Here is a 14,912-nt window from a genome sequence, read left to right as displayed (position 1 = left end):
CGTGCCGCAGTGTATTCTCGGAGCTGCGGGCAGACCGGCGAATCGGCCGCATCGCCGCAGCATGGCGGCTCGGAGGCCCGCGGTCTACCATCGGGGCCGCTCTGCGCGAGTACCCAAGTGGCCAACGGGGGCAGACTGTAAATCTGCTGGCATACGCCTTCGGGGGTTCGAATCCCTCCTCGCGCACTTCCGCCGGCCCGCCCCGGGCACCCCGGGGCTACGGACCAATTCGGTTTTCGGACGCATAGGGTGAATACCACCTCCTCGGCACGTCCGATCGGCTTGTCCGCCGGCGTGTTGCCGAGCATCCTGTATAAACCCGACGGGGCGGGCGTACAAACCCACGGGGGCGGTTACGCCATAGGCGGGTTGTCCGTAGGCCTGATAAAGAAACCCCGGTCCCCTGGCCCCCGCGTGGATGCGGGCGGGCTCTAGCACCGGAAGAGGACGAGCAATGCACCGACACATCCGTTCGCAGAACTTCGTTGCCTCCGCGGCCGCCCTCGTGGCCTGCAGCGGCTTCGCCGTGGCCGCGCAGACGGGACCGAGCACCCTACAGGTCGGCCAGGGCTACGTGCAGACGTGGACCGAGAACGGCACCCCGATGGTGGCCATCAGCCTGGACGGCCAGGGCGTCGATCGCGTGGTGGAGCAGCGGCCCACGATCCGCCTGCGCTACGCCGAGTTCGACCCGGCCGTCACCACGCCGGCGGTGCCGCGGGAGCTGCGGGCGACCGCGGACAGCCGCGCGTTCATCGTGCAGTACGTCTCGCAGCCGCTGGAGGCCTACGGCCAGGCGATCGCCGACCTCGGCGGCCAGGTCGAGCGCTTCCTGGCCGACCAGGCCCAGATCGTGACCATCGATCCCGCACAGGTCGACGCGGTTGCGGATCTGCCCTTCGTGCGGTGGGTGGGCGAGTACCACCCCGCGTACAAGCTGCACGAGCCGGACCTGCAGCGGCTGATCCTGTCGGGCGACTCGACGGTGATCCAGAACTACTCGATCCTCGCGCTCAACGACGATCCCGAGACGATGGCCGCCCTGCAGGCGCACATCACCGCGATCGGCAGCGAGGTGACGGCCCTGGTGCCCGAGGTCGGCCGCCTGGAGGCAACGCTGACCGACGGCCAGCTGCTCTCGCTCGCCCAGCGGTCCGAGGTCCTCTACATGGACTTCCGCGGCCAGCCCGAGGACGACGCGGACATCGCCCGTGAGATCGGCGGCGCGAACTACATCGAGGACGAGCTGGGCTTCACGGGCCAGGGCGTCCGCGGCGAGGTGATGGACAGCGGCCTGTTTACCGCCCACCAAGAGTTCGCCGACATGGACGTGCTGCTGCACGGCCCGGTGGACTCGCAGTCGCACGGCACCGCGGTGTTCAGCATCGTGTTCGCGCCGGGCGTGCGGGCCGACGCCCGCGGCTTCCTGCCCGACGCCGAGCAGCAGATCATGGCCGACTACGGCGGTCCCGCCCGGAGTGATCGGTACACGCACACCGAAGAGCTCGTCGATCCGAGCGACATCTACCGCGCCGTGTTCCAGACCAACAGCTGGGGCGATCCGCGCGAGACGACGTACACGACGATCTCGGCCGAGATGGACGACATCCTGTTCGACTTCGACATCCTGATCACCCAGTCGCAGTCCAACTCGGGCAGCACCCCGTCGCGTCCGCAGGCCTGGGCGAAGAACATCGTCTCGGTGGGCGGCATCGTGCACCAGGGCACGCTGACCCGCAGCGACGACTGCCACTGCTTTGGCGGCAGCACGGGCCCCGCCGGCGACGGCCGCATCAAGCCCGACCTGGCGCACTTCTACGACCAGACCACGGCCGCCACCACCGGCGGGGTCACCGCCTACACCCAGTTCGGCGGCACCAGCGGCGCGACGCCCATCACCGCGGGCCACTTCGGCCTCTTCTTCCAGATGTGGTCCGAGGGCGTGTGGAACGGCGGCGTGCCGCTGCCGGGCGCCTCGGTCTTCGACAACCGCCCGTCGGCGACGACCGCGAAGGCGATGATGATCAGCAGCGCCTTCCGCTACGACCCCGACACCACCGACATGACCCGCTTCACGCAGGGCTGGGGCATGGCCGACCTCCGCAAGATGTACGACGAGCGGGATCGCTTCTTCATCGTCGACCAGGCGGACGTGATCCAGCCGCTGGCGACCAACGCCTATAGCGTCAAGGTGGCCTCGGGCGAGCCCGACCTCCGCGTGACCATGGCCTACCCCGACCCGCAGGGCACGGTGTCGGCCACCATCGATCGCATCAATGACCTGACGCTCAAGGTCACCTCGCCCACCGGCGAGGTGTACTGGGGCAACAACGGCCTGGCCACGGGCAACCTCTCGACGCCCGGCGGCGATCCCAACACCCTCGACACCGTCGAGAACGTCTTCATCGAGAACCCGGCGGGCGGCGTGTGGACCGTCGAGGTCATCGCCTCGGAGATCAACGAGGACGGCCACCCGGACACCCCCGGGCTCGATGCGGTCTACTCGATGGTCGTCGCCGGCGTCACGCCGACCATCGGCCTGTCGCTGGTCAGCGAGGTGCCCGGCGTGCTCGATCCGGGCGCCGAGCTCGGCATCGCGGTCGAGGTCGTCGAGGGCGACGAGACCCTCGTCGGCACGCCGACCATCTTCTACGACGTCGAGGGCGCGGGCTTCGTGAGCGCCGCGATGACGGCCGATGGCGACCAGTGGATCTTCGATCTGCCGGCCGCTCAGTGCGACTTCCTGCCGCAGTTCTACGTCGAGGCTCTCGGCAGCGGTGGCACCCAGGTGAGCATTCCGCCGCTGGGCGCAATCGAGCCGTTCTCGGTCGATCGCGTGGGCACCTTCGAGGTGGCCGCGAGCTACGACTTCGAGGACGCCGCCGGCTGGGACGTGGCCGACACGTCCGTCGCGTTCGGCAGCTGGGAAGCCGGCGTGCCCGTCGACGGCGGCCGCGGCGATCCCTCGGCCGACTTCGACGGCTCGGGCGCCGCGTTCGTCACGGGCAACCTGGCGACCGAGGACCTCGACGGCGGCCCGACGGTGCTGACCTCGCCGGTCATCGACCTGTCGAACGCGCCGGGCGACTCGGAGATCAGCTACGCCCGCTGGTTCTTCAACGACGACGGCGACGACTTCCTGACCATCGAGGTCTCCGACGACGGCGGCTCCAGCTGGACGCTGCTCGAGTCGGTGACCGACGACGGCGGCGCCGTCGAGTGGCAGCAGGCCAGCTTCCCGATCACCGATTTCGTCGAGCTGACCAGCGCCTTCCGGATCCGCTTCTCGGTGGCCGACAACCCCAACGACTCGATCACCGAGGCGGCGATCGACGCGCTGTCCATCTCCGGCTTCCGCTGCGATGGCGACTGCCTCGCCGACTTCGACGGCGACGGCGAGCTGTCCATCTTCGACTTCCTGGCGTTCCAGAACGCCTTCGATGCCGGCGATCTCGCCGCCGACCTGGACGGCGACGGCTCGCTGAGCCTCTTCGACTTCCTGGAGTTCCAGAACCTGTTCGATGCCGGCTGCCCGTAATCGGTCCTAGCCGATCCGTGACCCATCCACGACGCCCGTCCCGAAAGGGACGGGCGTCTTTATTTGAGAACGTGATCCAAAACCAGGGAAATCACATGCCACCACGGTGGCATCAAAATGACACCACGCGAATCAATATGTAACGCGCGAGATTCAACGGCCGTGTATGAGGGGTGCGGCCTAGTCACCGCATCCGCCCCGGAATCGGCTCGTACCGATCGCCGGGGAGAGCGAATCACAAGCCGACGGCCCGAAGGCCAAGCGGCCCAGAGACATGGGGAGCGTTCCTTGCACCGTTATCAGAAGACACTCTGCGTGCTGCCATGCATCGCCGGCGCTGCCCTGTCGGCGACCGCAGCCGCGGACGACGTGGTGGGCGATCGCCTGACCGACCTCTATCCGGGCCTGCGGACCGTCGAGCACGTTAGCGGACGCATGGAGGCGTTCTACGGCGTGCCCATGCTCGCCGCCGCGACCCCGGAGGCGGCCGCCGAGCTGTTCCTGTTCGCGCACGCGCAGGAGTTCGGCGTCGGCGAGTTCGACTGGGAGTTCACCCAGCAGACCACGGTCCGTAACGGCCGGTTCACCGCCTTCCAGTTCGAGCAGTCCATCGATGGCCTGGCGGTCCAGGGCGGCAACGGCCGCATCCTGGTGCTCGATCGTGGCAGCGACCACGCCGTCGTCTACGCCTCCGGCAAGCTGGCGATGAACGACGATGGCGACCTGGACGACATCGTCTTCGTCAACGCCGACCAGGCTCTCGACGCCGCCCAGGGCGACGTCCGCTTCGCTGACTTCGTCGAGTGGTCCGAGCCCGAGCTCATCGCCTTCTTCAACAAGGGCGATGGCGCCAAGTCGGCCGTGACCCGGCCGGCATGGCGCACCAAGGCGCGGCACGTGGGCTTCCCGATCGTCTCGGAGGCCTACGAGATCATCATCGACGCCGAGACCGGCGAGCAGCTCTTCGTCGGCTCGCTGGTGCACAGCACCGACGTGGACGGCACGGCCCGCGGCCTGGCCACCCCCGGCACGGCGCCCGACATCGCCACCAACCCCGCCACCGAGCAGGATCTGCCCCTTCTCGAGGTCATGATCCGTGGCGGCGCCAGCGCCGTCACCGAACTGGATGGCAGCTTCACCATCCCCTTCGGCGGCACCGATCCCGTGACCGTCGACGCCGAGCTCTCGGGTCCCTTCGTCCGCATCGTCAACGATCGCGGCAGCGAGCTAACCGCCAGCACCACCGTCACGCCCCCCGGGCCGGCCATGCTGCTCTTCAACGAGACGCCCAGCGAGTTCGAGACCTCGCAGGTCAACACGCTGATCGGCACCAACCTGACCTACGACCTCATGAAGACGCGAGCGCCGGGCTTCACGGGCCTGGATCGCCAGACCGTCGCCAACGTCAACCTCAACGACTCGTGCAACGCGTTCTTCTCGGGCTTCGACCTGTCGATCAACTTCTTCCGCAACCTCGGCGGCTGCGTCAACACCGCTTTTTCAACGGTCATCGCCCACGAGTACGGCCACTTCATCGTCAACCGCCTGGGCCTCGCCCAGGGCGCCTTCGGCGAGGGCTACGGCGACAGCGTCGCCATCATGCTCTACGACACCGGCATCGTCGGCGAGCAGTTCTTCGGCCCCGGCTCGGGTCCCATCCGTCGCCCCGAGACCGCCCGCCAGCAGTTCCCCTGCTCCTCGGGCGCCATCCACACGTGCGGCCAGATCCTCGGCGGCACCTGGCGCTGGACGCGGCTGAACCTCGGCGACACGCTGGGCTCGGCCGAGGGCCTCGAGGTCGCCCGCGACCTCTTCGTCGGCTGGTCGCTGATCACGCTCGGCGGCGAGGGCCTGAACTCCGCAAACCCGCGGACCGCCATCGAGGTCCTGACCATCGATGACGATGACGGCATCCTCGGCAACGGCACGCCCAACTACGACGACATCTGCGCGGCCTTCGACCGCCACGGCGTCGATTGCCCCGCGCTCGATACGGTCGTGATCGAGCTCGTCGAGAGTCCGGCCGCGCTGGATCCCGGCGCCTCGGGCGACGTGGTTGTATCGATCGAGGAGGTCTCCGCCTCGCTCGTCGATGGCTCGCTGGAGCTGAACGTCATCGCCGACGGCAGCACCCAGACCATCGCGTTTACGCCCTCGGGCGATGACTTCACCGCAAGCATCCCGGGCCAGGACGCCTTCACCGATCTGAGCTTCTTCGTGACCGGCCAGGCCAGCGACGGCACCAGCCTCCGCTTCCCGCCCGCCCGCGGCTTCGTCGTGCCCGTCGGTGCGGTCGTGGCCATCTTCGACTACGAGGACAGCACCGGCTGGACCACCCAGGACATCGCCCTGACCGACGGCGGCTGGAACTTCGACCGGCCGCGCGGCGCGGGCGATGATCGCGACGAGGACCCGCCCGTCGACTTCGACGGCTCGGGCGCCGCCGCCCTGACCGACAGCGCCAGCGGCAACAGCGACGTCGACGGCGGCCCGACCCGCCTCATCTCGCCGGTCTTCGACCTGAGCGGCGCGACCGACCCGCAGCTCTCCTACGCCCGCTGGTTCCGCAACGACGACCAGGATATCGACAACATGCTCATCGAGGTCTCCGACGACGGCGGCGCGTCGTGGTCGATCCTCGAGGACGTGAGCGACGAGCCCGTCGGCTGGGTCGTCCGCGAGTTCCGCATCGCCGACGTGGCCGAGCTGACGGACGGCTTCCGCGTCCGCTTCAGCGTCACCGACAATCCCAACGACTCGGTGACCGAGGCCGGCATCGATCGCTTCTGGATCCTTGATGACGCGGGCTCGAGCTGCCCGGCCGACATCGACGGCGACGGCAGCCTCACCATCTTCGACTTCCTGGCCTTCCAGACCGCCTTCGACGCCGGCGATCCGATCGCCGACTTCGACGGCGACGGCAGCCTCACCATCTTCGACTTCCTGGCCTTCCAGACCGCCTTCGACGCCGGCTGCCCATAATCCGCAGCACCGCGTCGCTCGCGACGCAACCGCACACCAACGATGCGGCGGGCGACCCAAGGGTCGCCCGCCGTTTTTCGTGCCGGCCCGCTCGCGGCACGCCCGCCTACCATCGAGTCCGGCGGGTGCCGCGGAGCAGTCGTCGTCCATCCGGGGTGTGGCGCAGCTTGGTTAGCGCGTTTGACTGGGGGTCAAAAGGTCGGAGGTTCGAATCCTCTCACCCCGATTCGCCTTGCTCGTAATAACCCAAGACCCAAGGCGTGCCGATCAGTACGGTCCAGTCGTTCTTTACCCCCGCCCCGGCAGGCCCATCGTGCCCGATCGATTCTGCTCGGGTACGCTTTCCTTCGATTCAGCGGTCATCAATCCGAGGGCATGGGCCAAGCGGGTCTTGGTAGCCGCATCGGGTGCCGCCGCGGTGGCCGCCGAGCCTGCGCCGTAGGCTCGGCGTGATGATTACGACGAGCACAGCGCCCACTCCGAGGATCGCGCCGGCAATGCCGAACGCGGCGGGAATGCTCGTCGCACCGACGACAGGCTCCATCACCGCCGGGCTCAGGAATTGTCCGAGGAAGAAGGACGCGGTGAGGATGCCCACCGCCCGACCACGGCTCGATTCGGGCACGACATCGAGCAGCCAGTTGTTGAGATTCGGCATGAACGCTCCGGATCCAAGCCCGAACACACCCATGCCCCCGAGGACCATGGCGTAGGCCGGCAGCCAGCCGTGGCCGAGGAACGACGAACACCAGACCATCGCGAATCCGATCGCCATGAGCCCCGATGCCGATGCGTTCACCCCGTGGAGCCCCAGCCGCGGCCGGAGCTTTCCGTAGGCGAGCCCGGTAACGACGCCCGTCGCCGTACTCGCAGCAATCGCGCTCCCACTCAGCAGCCCACCCGCCTCGGGGCCGTGCGCGAGGATGGCCTCCACGAGGAACGGGAGTTGCGTCGGTGCGAGGTAGAACGCGACCATGAACCCGAACGCGATCAGGTAGACCGGAAGCACCGCAAGGACGCTCCCCTCGGTACGCTCCTGCCGGTCATCGCTGCGATCTGGTTCCGGGAGCATCAGCGCCATCGGTACGAGCAGCAGGCTCAGCAGGTAGACCGCAAATGGCAGACGCCAATCCACGTCCGCGAGCACGCCACCGAGGAGCAGGAAGGCGACGCCGCCTCCGGCCATGCAGGCGCTCTGCACCCCGAGCAGACCCCGCCGCTGCTCGCCGGAGAAGTAGTCGCCGATGAGCGTCGTCGCAGAAACCATTACCATGGCAACGGCGGCACCGAGCGCGGCGCGGCCGCCGAGGAGCCCGAGCAGCGTCCACGACTCGGGCACCCAGAGCCCGCTGCTCCCGGCGACTGCGTAGAACACAAGCCCCGCGAACAAGGTGCGTCTGCGGCCGAGCCGATTCAGCAGCCGGCCGCCGATGGGCGCGATGAGCGCGATCAGCAGCGCGGGAAGCGTGAGCACGAGCTTGGATAGCAGATCGGCCTGCCAGCCATCGGCGTACGCATCTCGGATTGCGGGCAGCGCCGGCGCGATGGTCGCGCCGCTCATGACGGTCAGGCTGCTCGCGGCAAGCAGCGTGATGGCGGCAAGGCGGAGCGGGCTCATGCGGGACGTCCGTGCCCTACCTGCATCGAAGCCGGGATCCGCGGGCGTAGCCCGGGCACACATCCCCGCCCGCCCGCGCACGGCGCAGCGGGTGCGTTGCCGCGGGGTCTAGTTCTGCCACAGGCCGTGCTCGATGCCGCCCAGGATGTAGATCGAGAAGGTACCCTCGCCGGGAATCGCCATCGGCGGGATGGCCACCTCGGCGCCGGCCGCCTTGGCCGCCTTCACCGCCGCCTCGATGTCGTCGACCAGCACGTAGGGCCGCACGACCGGCTCCTCGGTTGCGCGGAGCGGCGCCCGCACACCGATGCGGCCGCCGTCCTTCAGGCCGGCGGTTCGCGCGCTGCCGAGCATCGGGTTTGGCTCGCCGAACTGGATGCCGTGGGCCTGGGCGAGGGCCGTGCACGTCTCGTCCACCGCCGGCGTCACGATCTCGAGGTAGTGCACCGCCATGGCCGCCTCTTGGGCCTGCGGCTGGGCGGCGGCTCCGGACTCATCGCGGGCCTGGGCTCGATGGTCGATCGCGGCGGCACCCGCCAGCAACACGGGCACGGAGCAAAGAACGCCAATACGGAGTAGCGACCGGTTCATGCGTAACTCCTGTGTCGTTCGGGTGGGCATCCCGCGCATGCCGCTGGGACGGCACCGGGATTTGAGCCCACCGGCCTACTCGGACTCCTCCAGCCGGACCTCCTGCCATCGGCCGTCGCTGTGGCGGACGATGGTGCCGGTGTGGTAGTACAGCAGCTGCTCGGCGATGTTGACGGCGTGCTCGGCGATGAACTGGCAGGCCGTCGCGATCTCGACCATCGCGAAGGCGCTGCCCGCCCCGATGGAGCCGCCGGCGACCATCCGCTCGGCCTCGCGGACGAGCGTGTCCTTGAAGGCCTCGACGGCGTCGTCGCTCTCGAGCACCACCCGCGCCAGCTCCGGCGTGCCCGCTTCGATGGCCTGGATGGCGTCGCGGAGGATGCCCACCACGCTGTTGGTCATCACGCGGAGGGTGGCGGGGCACCTTGCCTCACGCTGCGAGAGCTGCCGCCCCAGCTCGGCGGTCTGCACCCCGGCGTCGGCGATCCGTTCCAGCTCGTTGTTGATCTTCACGATCGTGAGCACCAGCCGGAGATCGGCGTCGGCCAGCCGGCTGCCGATCTCGGTCGCGTCGGTGAGCAGCGCGACGGCCTCCCGCTCGATCTCCACGTCAACGCGGTCGACCTCGTCCTCGAGCGCGTTCAGCCGCGAGAGGGCGCTCGCATCGGGCGAGAACACCGCCTCGAAGGCCTCCTCGGCGAGGATCCGCACGCGGAGGCCCTGCCGAACGATGTCGGCCTTCAGCCCACCGAGCCGGCGCTGGAATTCGTCGGCGGTCGTGGCCATCGGGCTCCTCGCTCGAGGGGCCCTCCTCCGGCACGTCCGGCGAGCCCCTCCGCCTAGCGTAGCCCGCACGCCCGACCGCCCCGTGCGGCCACGGGTCCGCCGCGGCGGCGTGCACCGCAGCACCACACGGGGGGAACGGGGGCATGAACGAGTTCTGCGTCGATCGGGTAGCCGCACGCTGGGTCCTGGATTCGCGGGGCAATCCGACCGTCCGGGCGCTGGTCGGACTGGCCGGCGGGGCCATCGGCGAGGCGCTGGTGCCCTCGGGCGCCTCCACGGGCGAGCACGAGGCCGTCGAGCTCCGCGATGCCGACCCGGGCGCCTTCGGTGGCAAGGGCGTGACCCGCGCCGTGGCCAACATCGAGGAGCGGATCGCGCCGGCCCTGCTCGGCATCGACGCCCGGGACCAGGCCGACGTCGACGCCACGATGCTCGAGCTGGACGGCACCGACACCAAGGGCGAGCTGGGCGCCAACGCGATCCTCGCCGTCTCGCTCGCCACGGCCCATGCCGTCGCTCTTGAGGCCGGGCTGCCGCTGTACCGCTCGATCGGCGGCGCCGCGGGCCGCACGCTGCCCGTGCCGATGCTCAACGTCATCAACGGCGGCCGCCACGCCGACAACAACCTCGACTTCCAGGAGTTCATGCTCCAGCCGATGGGCTTCGACGACTTCGAGTCGAGCCTGCGCGCCGGCGTCGAGATCTACCACGCACTCCGCGGCCTGCTGCACGACGACGGGCTCTCGACGGCCGTCGGCGACGAGGGCGGCTTCGCGCCGCACCTCGAGTCGGGCGAGCAGGCGCTCCAGTTCATCGAGCGGGCGACCAAGGCCGCCGGGTATCGCTGGGGCGAGCAGGTCTTCCTGGCCCTCGATCCGGCGACGAGCGAGATGGCCAACGCCGCCGCCGCGGACGGCAAGAAGGGCTACAAGCGCTTCAAGAGCGACGGCGCGGTCATCACCAGCGACGAACTGATCGACACCTGGGCCTCCTGGTGCGACAACTACCCCGTGCGCTCCATCGAGGACGGCCTGGCCGAGGACGACTGGCCGGGCTGGAAGGCACTGACGGAGAGACTTGGCGACCGCGTCCAGCTCGTCGGCGACGACCTCTTCGTCACCAACCCGAAGTTCCTGCGGCGGGGCCTCGACGAGGGCTGCGGCAACGCCATCCTCGTCAAGCCCAACCAGATCGGCACCCTCAGCGAGACCCTCGAGACCGTCGACCTCGCGCGACGCCACGGCTTCGGCGCCGTCATGAGCCACCGCAGCGGCGAGACCGAGGACAGCACCATCGCCGACCTGGCCGTGGCGACCAACTGCGGGCAGATCAAGACCGGGGCGCCCTGCCGCAGCGACCGCAACGCCAAGTACAATCGCCTGCTGGTGATCGCCGAGGAGCTGGGACCCTCGGCGATCTTCGGCGGGGGAGCCGCATGACCGACGCGCAGGCCGAGCCCGACACGCTGCCCGAACCAATCGAACGCCGCACGATCTACGACGGCCCGAAGTTCGACTTCGAGCTCATCACCGTCCGCGGCGACGGGGGCGCACGGACCATGGCCACCGTCCGCCACCCGGGGGCGGCCGCCATCCTGCCCATCCTCGAGCCAGCGACGAGCCACGCCCCCGCGACGCTCGTGCTCATCCGCAACGAGCGGCCGGCCACCGGGCGGATCCTCTGGGAGATCCCCGCGGGCACCATCGACCCCGGCGAGGACCCGCACGCGTGCGCATCCCGGGAACTGGCCGAAGAAACCGGATACCGGGCCGCAACGGTCGAGCCGCTCTGCCGGTTCTATACGACGCCGGGCCTGACCGACGAGGTCATGCACGCCTTCGTCGCCCGCGATCTCACCCACGTCGGCCAGGACCTCGACGACGGCGAGCGCATCGAGGTGCACCCCGTGCCCGCCGACCGGGCGATGGCCATGATCGACGACGGCACCATGCTCGACGCCAAGTCCATCATCCCCATCCTGCGGGCCCGCCTCGCCGGCCTGCTGCTGCCGGGGGGGGCGGCGTGAGCGACGGCTGGCGGACCGGAGGCGGTGGGGCGGGCGATGGCGGCTACGGCCGCCGCGGCTTCCTCTCCCGCGTCTTCGGCGAGGGCGACAACCCCATGCGCTGGGCCGTCCCGCTGTACCGGGCGTGGGGCATCAGCGTCAAGCTGCACGTCATCTTCATCCTGTTCGTCGTGATCATGGCGATCTCGTCCTTCCGCGGCGATCTCATCGGTCCGCTATACACGCTGATCTATCTAGGCAGCCTGTTTGGGCTGGTCCTGATGCACGAGTACGGCCACTGCTTCGCCTGCCGCCACGTTGGGGGCGAGGCCGACGAGATCATGCTCTGGCCGCTGGGCGGATTGGCCTACTGCCGGCCGCCGCACAACTGGCGGGACGAGCTGATCACGGTGGTGGGCGGGCCGGCGGTGAACGCCGCGCTGTATCCCCTTCTCGCCGGCGGGGTCTGGCTCGCGACCGGCGACTGGCGGAACGCCTTCTTCAACCCCTTCGCTCCCGTCTGGCCCGGCGATGGGCTCGTGCCGACGCTGCTGTTCTCGATGCACTTCATGAATCTGGTGCTGCTGCTCTTCAACGTCCTGGTGCCCATGTACCCCATGGACTCGGGCCGCATCGTGCAGTGCCTGCTATGGCGGAAGGTCGGCTACGAGAAGTCGCTCTGGATCGTCTGCAACGTCGGCATGGTCGCCGCCGTAGTGGTCGCGGTGGTCGCCTTCGCCTTTGGCGCGATGCTGCTGCTGGGCATTGCGCTGTTCGGCGGCATCACCAGCTGGCAGCAGAAGCAGAGCCTCAAGATGATGGGCTACGAGCCGCAGTACGCCACCGCCCACGAGCCCGAGGTCCGCCGCGGGCCGACCCGGGCCCAGCTGGCGGCCATCCAGAAGCGGCAGAAGGAAGAGGCCGAGGTCGAGCGGCTGCTGGCCAAGATCGCCCGGGACGGCATGGGCTCGCTCTCGGGGCGCGAACGCAGGTTCCTCGATCGCGTATCCCAGAAGAAGCGCGACAGCGAGGCGGGATAGCCTGCCGATAAGCCAGGGGCCGCGATACGCCGGCGGACGATCGCCGAACAATCCGGCGGAACCGGCCGCGCACCACCGCGGCAACACCAGGAGCGCCATGGGGCTGCACGACCGCGACTACATGCAGGCCGACCCGCCCCGCGGCGGGCCCGCGCCGGGCTTTCGGCTGTCGGCGACGCTGTGGCTGATCATCATCAATGTCGCGATAGAGCTCATGCGCTATCTCGCGCCGGTCCTGTTCGCCCCGATGTTCGTGTACGGGTACTTCTCGACGGAGCGGGTCTTCCTGCCATTCCTCGAGTTCTGGCGTTTCGTCACGTTCCAGTTCCTGCACGGTGGAATCTACCATCTGGCCTTCAACATGATCGGCCTGTTCATGCTCGGCCGGCTCGTCGAGGACCAGCTCGGTGCCAAGAAGTACCTCGCGTTCTACCTCGTCTGCGGCATCGCCGGAGCGCTGTTCTACCTCCTGCTCAACCTGCTGGGATCGGTGCTGAACATCCAGCTTCCGGGCCTGCTGTTCAACGATCCCTCGACGCCGCTCGTGGGCGCATCCGCGGGCGTCTTCGGCGTCGTCATGGCCTGCGCCTACATCGCGCCCAACGCCCGCATCCAGCTGCTGTTCCCGCCCATCCCCATGAAGATGTCGACCTTCGCCTATGGCTACGTCGCCATCACGGTTGCGCTGCTGGTCTTCGGCGCGAGCAACGCCGGCGGCAATGCGGCCCATCTCGGCGGCGCGGCCGCGGGCTGGTACTTCATCCGCAACAGCCACCACCTGATCGACTTCTTCGACGTGCTGGGCGACTCCCGCAAGCCCAAGGGGGCCGCCAAGACCCGCGGCGGGCGGCGACGGCGGGGGGGGGGCAACCTCAGGCTCGCCGGCAGCGACGCCGTCGATGCCCCGAGCGACGCCGAGGTCGACCGCATCCTCAAGAAGATCAGCGACCGCGGCGCCGGCAGCCTCAGCGACGCCGAACGCGACGCCCTCAGCCGGGCGACCCGCAGCCAGCGCCGGCCGTAGCCTCCGCGATGGCCGTCCGGCTCGAGATCCACGCCCGGAGCACGTCGACGTTCGCGCGCGCGGGCGTGGTGCACACGCCGCACGGGCCGTTCGACACGCCCGCCTTCATGACCGTTGGCACCCGCGGCACGGTCCGGGGCCTCTCGATCGACCAGCTCCGCGCGATCGGCGTCCAGGTCGTGCTCAACAACGCCTACCACCTGTGGCTCCGCCCCGGTCCCGATCTCATCGAGCGGATGGGCGGCGCGCACCGCTTCATGAACTGGGACGGCCCGATCCTGACCGACTCGGGCGGCTACCAGGCCTACTCCATGGCCGACACCAACGCCGTCGACGAGGACGGCGTGACCTTTCGGTCCATCGTCGACGGGGGCGAACTCCGCATGACGCCCGAGGTGTCGATGCGGATCCAGAACCAGATCGGCGCCGACATCATCATGGCCTTCGACGACTGCCCGCCCGCGGTCGACATCGCCGCCGGCCCGCAATCCCAGACGCGGCTCAAGCTCCAGGCCGCCCACGCCCGCGACGCCCGCCGCAACGGCTACGACCACGCCGCACGGCTCAAGCTCGCCAACGAGCGGACGATCCGCTGGCTGGAGCGCTGCGTGGCGGCGCACGAGCGGCGCGCTGCGCAGGCGCTCTTCGGCATCGTGCAGGGCGGCACCGATCCCGACGCGCGGGCATGGTCGGCTCAGCGGGTGACGGCGATCGACCTCCCGGGCTACGCCATCGGCGGGGTGAGCGTGGGCGAGACCAGCGAAGAGATCGCCGAGGTCGTCCGGCACACCGCGCCCATGCTGCCCGACGCGAAGCCCCGCTACCTGATGGGCGTGGGGTACCCGCGGGACATCGTCGCGGCGGTGTGCGCGGGCGTGGACATGTTCGATTGCGTGCTGCCCGCCCGCAACGGCCGCAACGCCAACGCCTTCGTCGCCGATGGCCAGATCCGCCTCCGCAACGCGCGATTCGCCGAGGACGATGGGCCGCTCGAGGAGCGCTGCGACTGCCCCGCCTGCCGGCCGCTGGTCGGCGGAGGGAGCCACCACAGCCGGGCGTATATACGGCATCTGTTCATGGCCCGCGAGATGCTCGGCCCGATCCTGGTTTCGATGCACAACCTGCGGTTCTTCCAGCGGCTGATGATCGACCTCCGCGAGACGATCCGCCGCGAGGACTGGGCCGCCTTCGCGAAACGCTGGCCCTCGGCGGCGGCGGGCATCCCGCCGGCCGCTTACGATGCCGGCCCGCGTGTTCCCGCGTAGGGCCAGTTCTTCTCTGGATGCGGCTCATGGACCGCCCGCGGCCGCCGGGCACCGCTCGGCCGG

The 14,912-nt window shown here is 69.4% G+C and carries 10 protein-coding genes and 2 tRNA genes; 9 read left to right on the top strand and 3 right to left on the bottom strand.

Translation table 11 applies throughout. The features are described 5' to 3' along the window. The first annotated feature begins 103 nt into the window (after positions 1 to 103). From AAFX79_02395 to AAFX79_02380, 4 genes are all read left to right on the top strand, one after another. Positions 104 to 186 (top strand) — tRNA-Tyr (locus AAFX79_02395). 268 nt (positions 187 to 454) lie between these two features. Next, positions 455 to 3,538 carry a GC-type dockerin domain-anchored protein gene (locus tag AAFX79_02390; GenBank protein MEO1007394.1) on the top strand — a complete coding sequence of 1,028 codons (3,084 nt, stop codon included), beginning with the start codon at positions 455 to 457 and terminating at the stop codon, positions 3,536 to 3,538. 315 nt (positions 3,539 to 3,853) lie between these two features. Continuing rightward, positions 3,854 to 6,520 carry a GC-type dockerin domain-anchored protein gene (locus tag AAFX79_02385; GenBank protein MEO1007393.1) on the top strand — a complete coding sequence of 889 codons (2,667 nt, stop codon included), beginning with the start codon at positions 3,854 to 3,856 and terminating at the stop codon, positions 6,518 to 6,520. A 151-nt stretch (positions 6,521 to 6,671) separates the two neighbouring features. Next, positions 6,672 to 6,746 (top strand) — tRNA-Pro (locus AAFX79_02380). A 126-nt stretch (positions 6,747 to 6,872) separates the two neighbouring features. Here AAFX79_02380 and AAFX79_02375 read toward each other — a convergent pair. The 3 genes from AAFX79_02375 to AAFX79_02365 form a co-directional block, all read right to left on the bottom strand. Beyond that, positions 6,873 to 8,138 (bottom strand): MFS transporter, encoded by a 1,266-nt coding sequence (locus tag AAFX79_02375; GenBank protein ID MEO1007392.1) that lies wholly within the window; start codon positions 8,136 to 8,138, stop codon positions 6,873 to 6,875. A gap of 108 nt (positions 8,139 to 8,246) precedes the next feature. Next, positions 8,247 to 8,591, bottom strand: coding sequence for a hydroxylase (locus AAFX79_02370; protein ID MEO1007391.1), 345 nt, complete (start codon positions 8,589 to 8,591; stop codon positions 8,247 to 8,249). A gap of 213 nt (positions 8,592 to 8,804) precedes the next feature. After that, entirely contained in the window at positions 8,805 to 9,515 is a 711-nt protein-coding gene (locus AAFX79_02365; protein ID MEO1007390.1) for a PhoU domain-containing protein, read from the bottom strand. Positions 9,516 to 9,658: 143 nt separating this feature from the next. Between AAFX79_02365 and eno the strand changes: the two genes are divergently transcribed. The 5 genes from eno to tgt all read left to right on the top strand — a co-directional run bounded on the left by eno (position 9,659) and on the right by tgt (position 14,849). Next, the gene (gene eno, locus AAFX79_02360; protein MEO1007389.1) at positions 9,659 to 10,954 is read left to right on the top strand and encodes a phosphopyruvate hydratase; all 1,296 of its coding nucleotides are present in this window, start codon (positions 9,659 to 9,661) and stop codon (positions 10,952 to 10,954) included. Further along, positions 10,951 to 11,541, top strand: coding sequence for an NUDIX hydrolase (locus tag AAFX79_02355; GenBank protein MEO1007388.1), 591 nt, complete (start codon positions 10,951 to 10,953; stop codon positions 11,539 to 11,541). Before eno ends, AAFX79_02355 begins: the two co-directional genes overlap by 4 nt. Continuing rightward, positions 11,538 to 12,560, top strand: coding sequence for a DUF6576 domain-containing protein (locus AAFX79_02350; protein MEO1007387.1), 1,023 nt, complete (start codon positions 11,538 to 11,540; stop codon positions 12,558 to 12,560). The genes AAFX79_02355 and AAFX79_02350 overlap by 4 nt, the downstream gene beginning before the upstream one ends. 97 nt (positions 12,561 to 12,657) lie before the next feature. After that, positions 12,658 to 13,584, top strand: a complete 927-nt coding sequence (locus AAFX79_02345) for a rhomboid family intramembrane serine protease (GenBank protein ID MEO1007386.1) — start codon at positions 12,658 to 12,660, stop codon at positions 13,582 to 13,584. Between the two features lie 8 nt (positions 13,585 to 13,592). After that, positions 13,593 to 14,849, top strand: coding sequence for a tRNA guanosine(34) transglycosylase Tgt (tgt, locus tag AAFX79_02340; protein MEO1007385.1), 1,257 nt, complete (start codon positions 13,593 to 13,595; stop codon positions 14,847 to 14,849). Positions 14,850 to 14,912: the final 63 nt, after the last annotated feature.

It is taken from the genome of Planctomycetota bacterium, assembly GCA_039819165.1.
Taxonomy (GTDB): domain Bacteria; phylum Planctomycetota; class Phycisphaerae; order Phycisphaerales; family UBA1924; genus JAHCJI01.
This window is presented reverse-complemented; position numbering and strand designations above follow the sequence as displayed.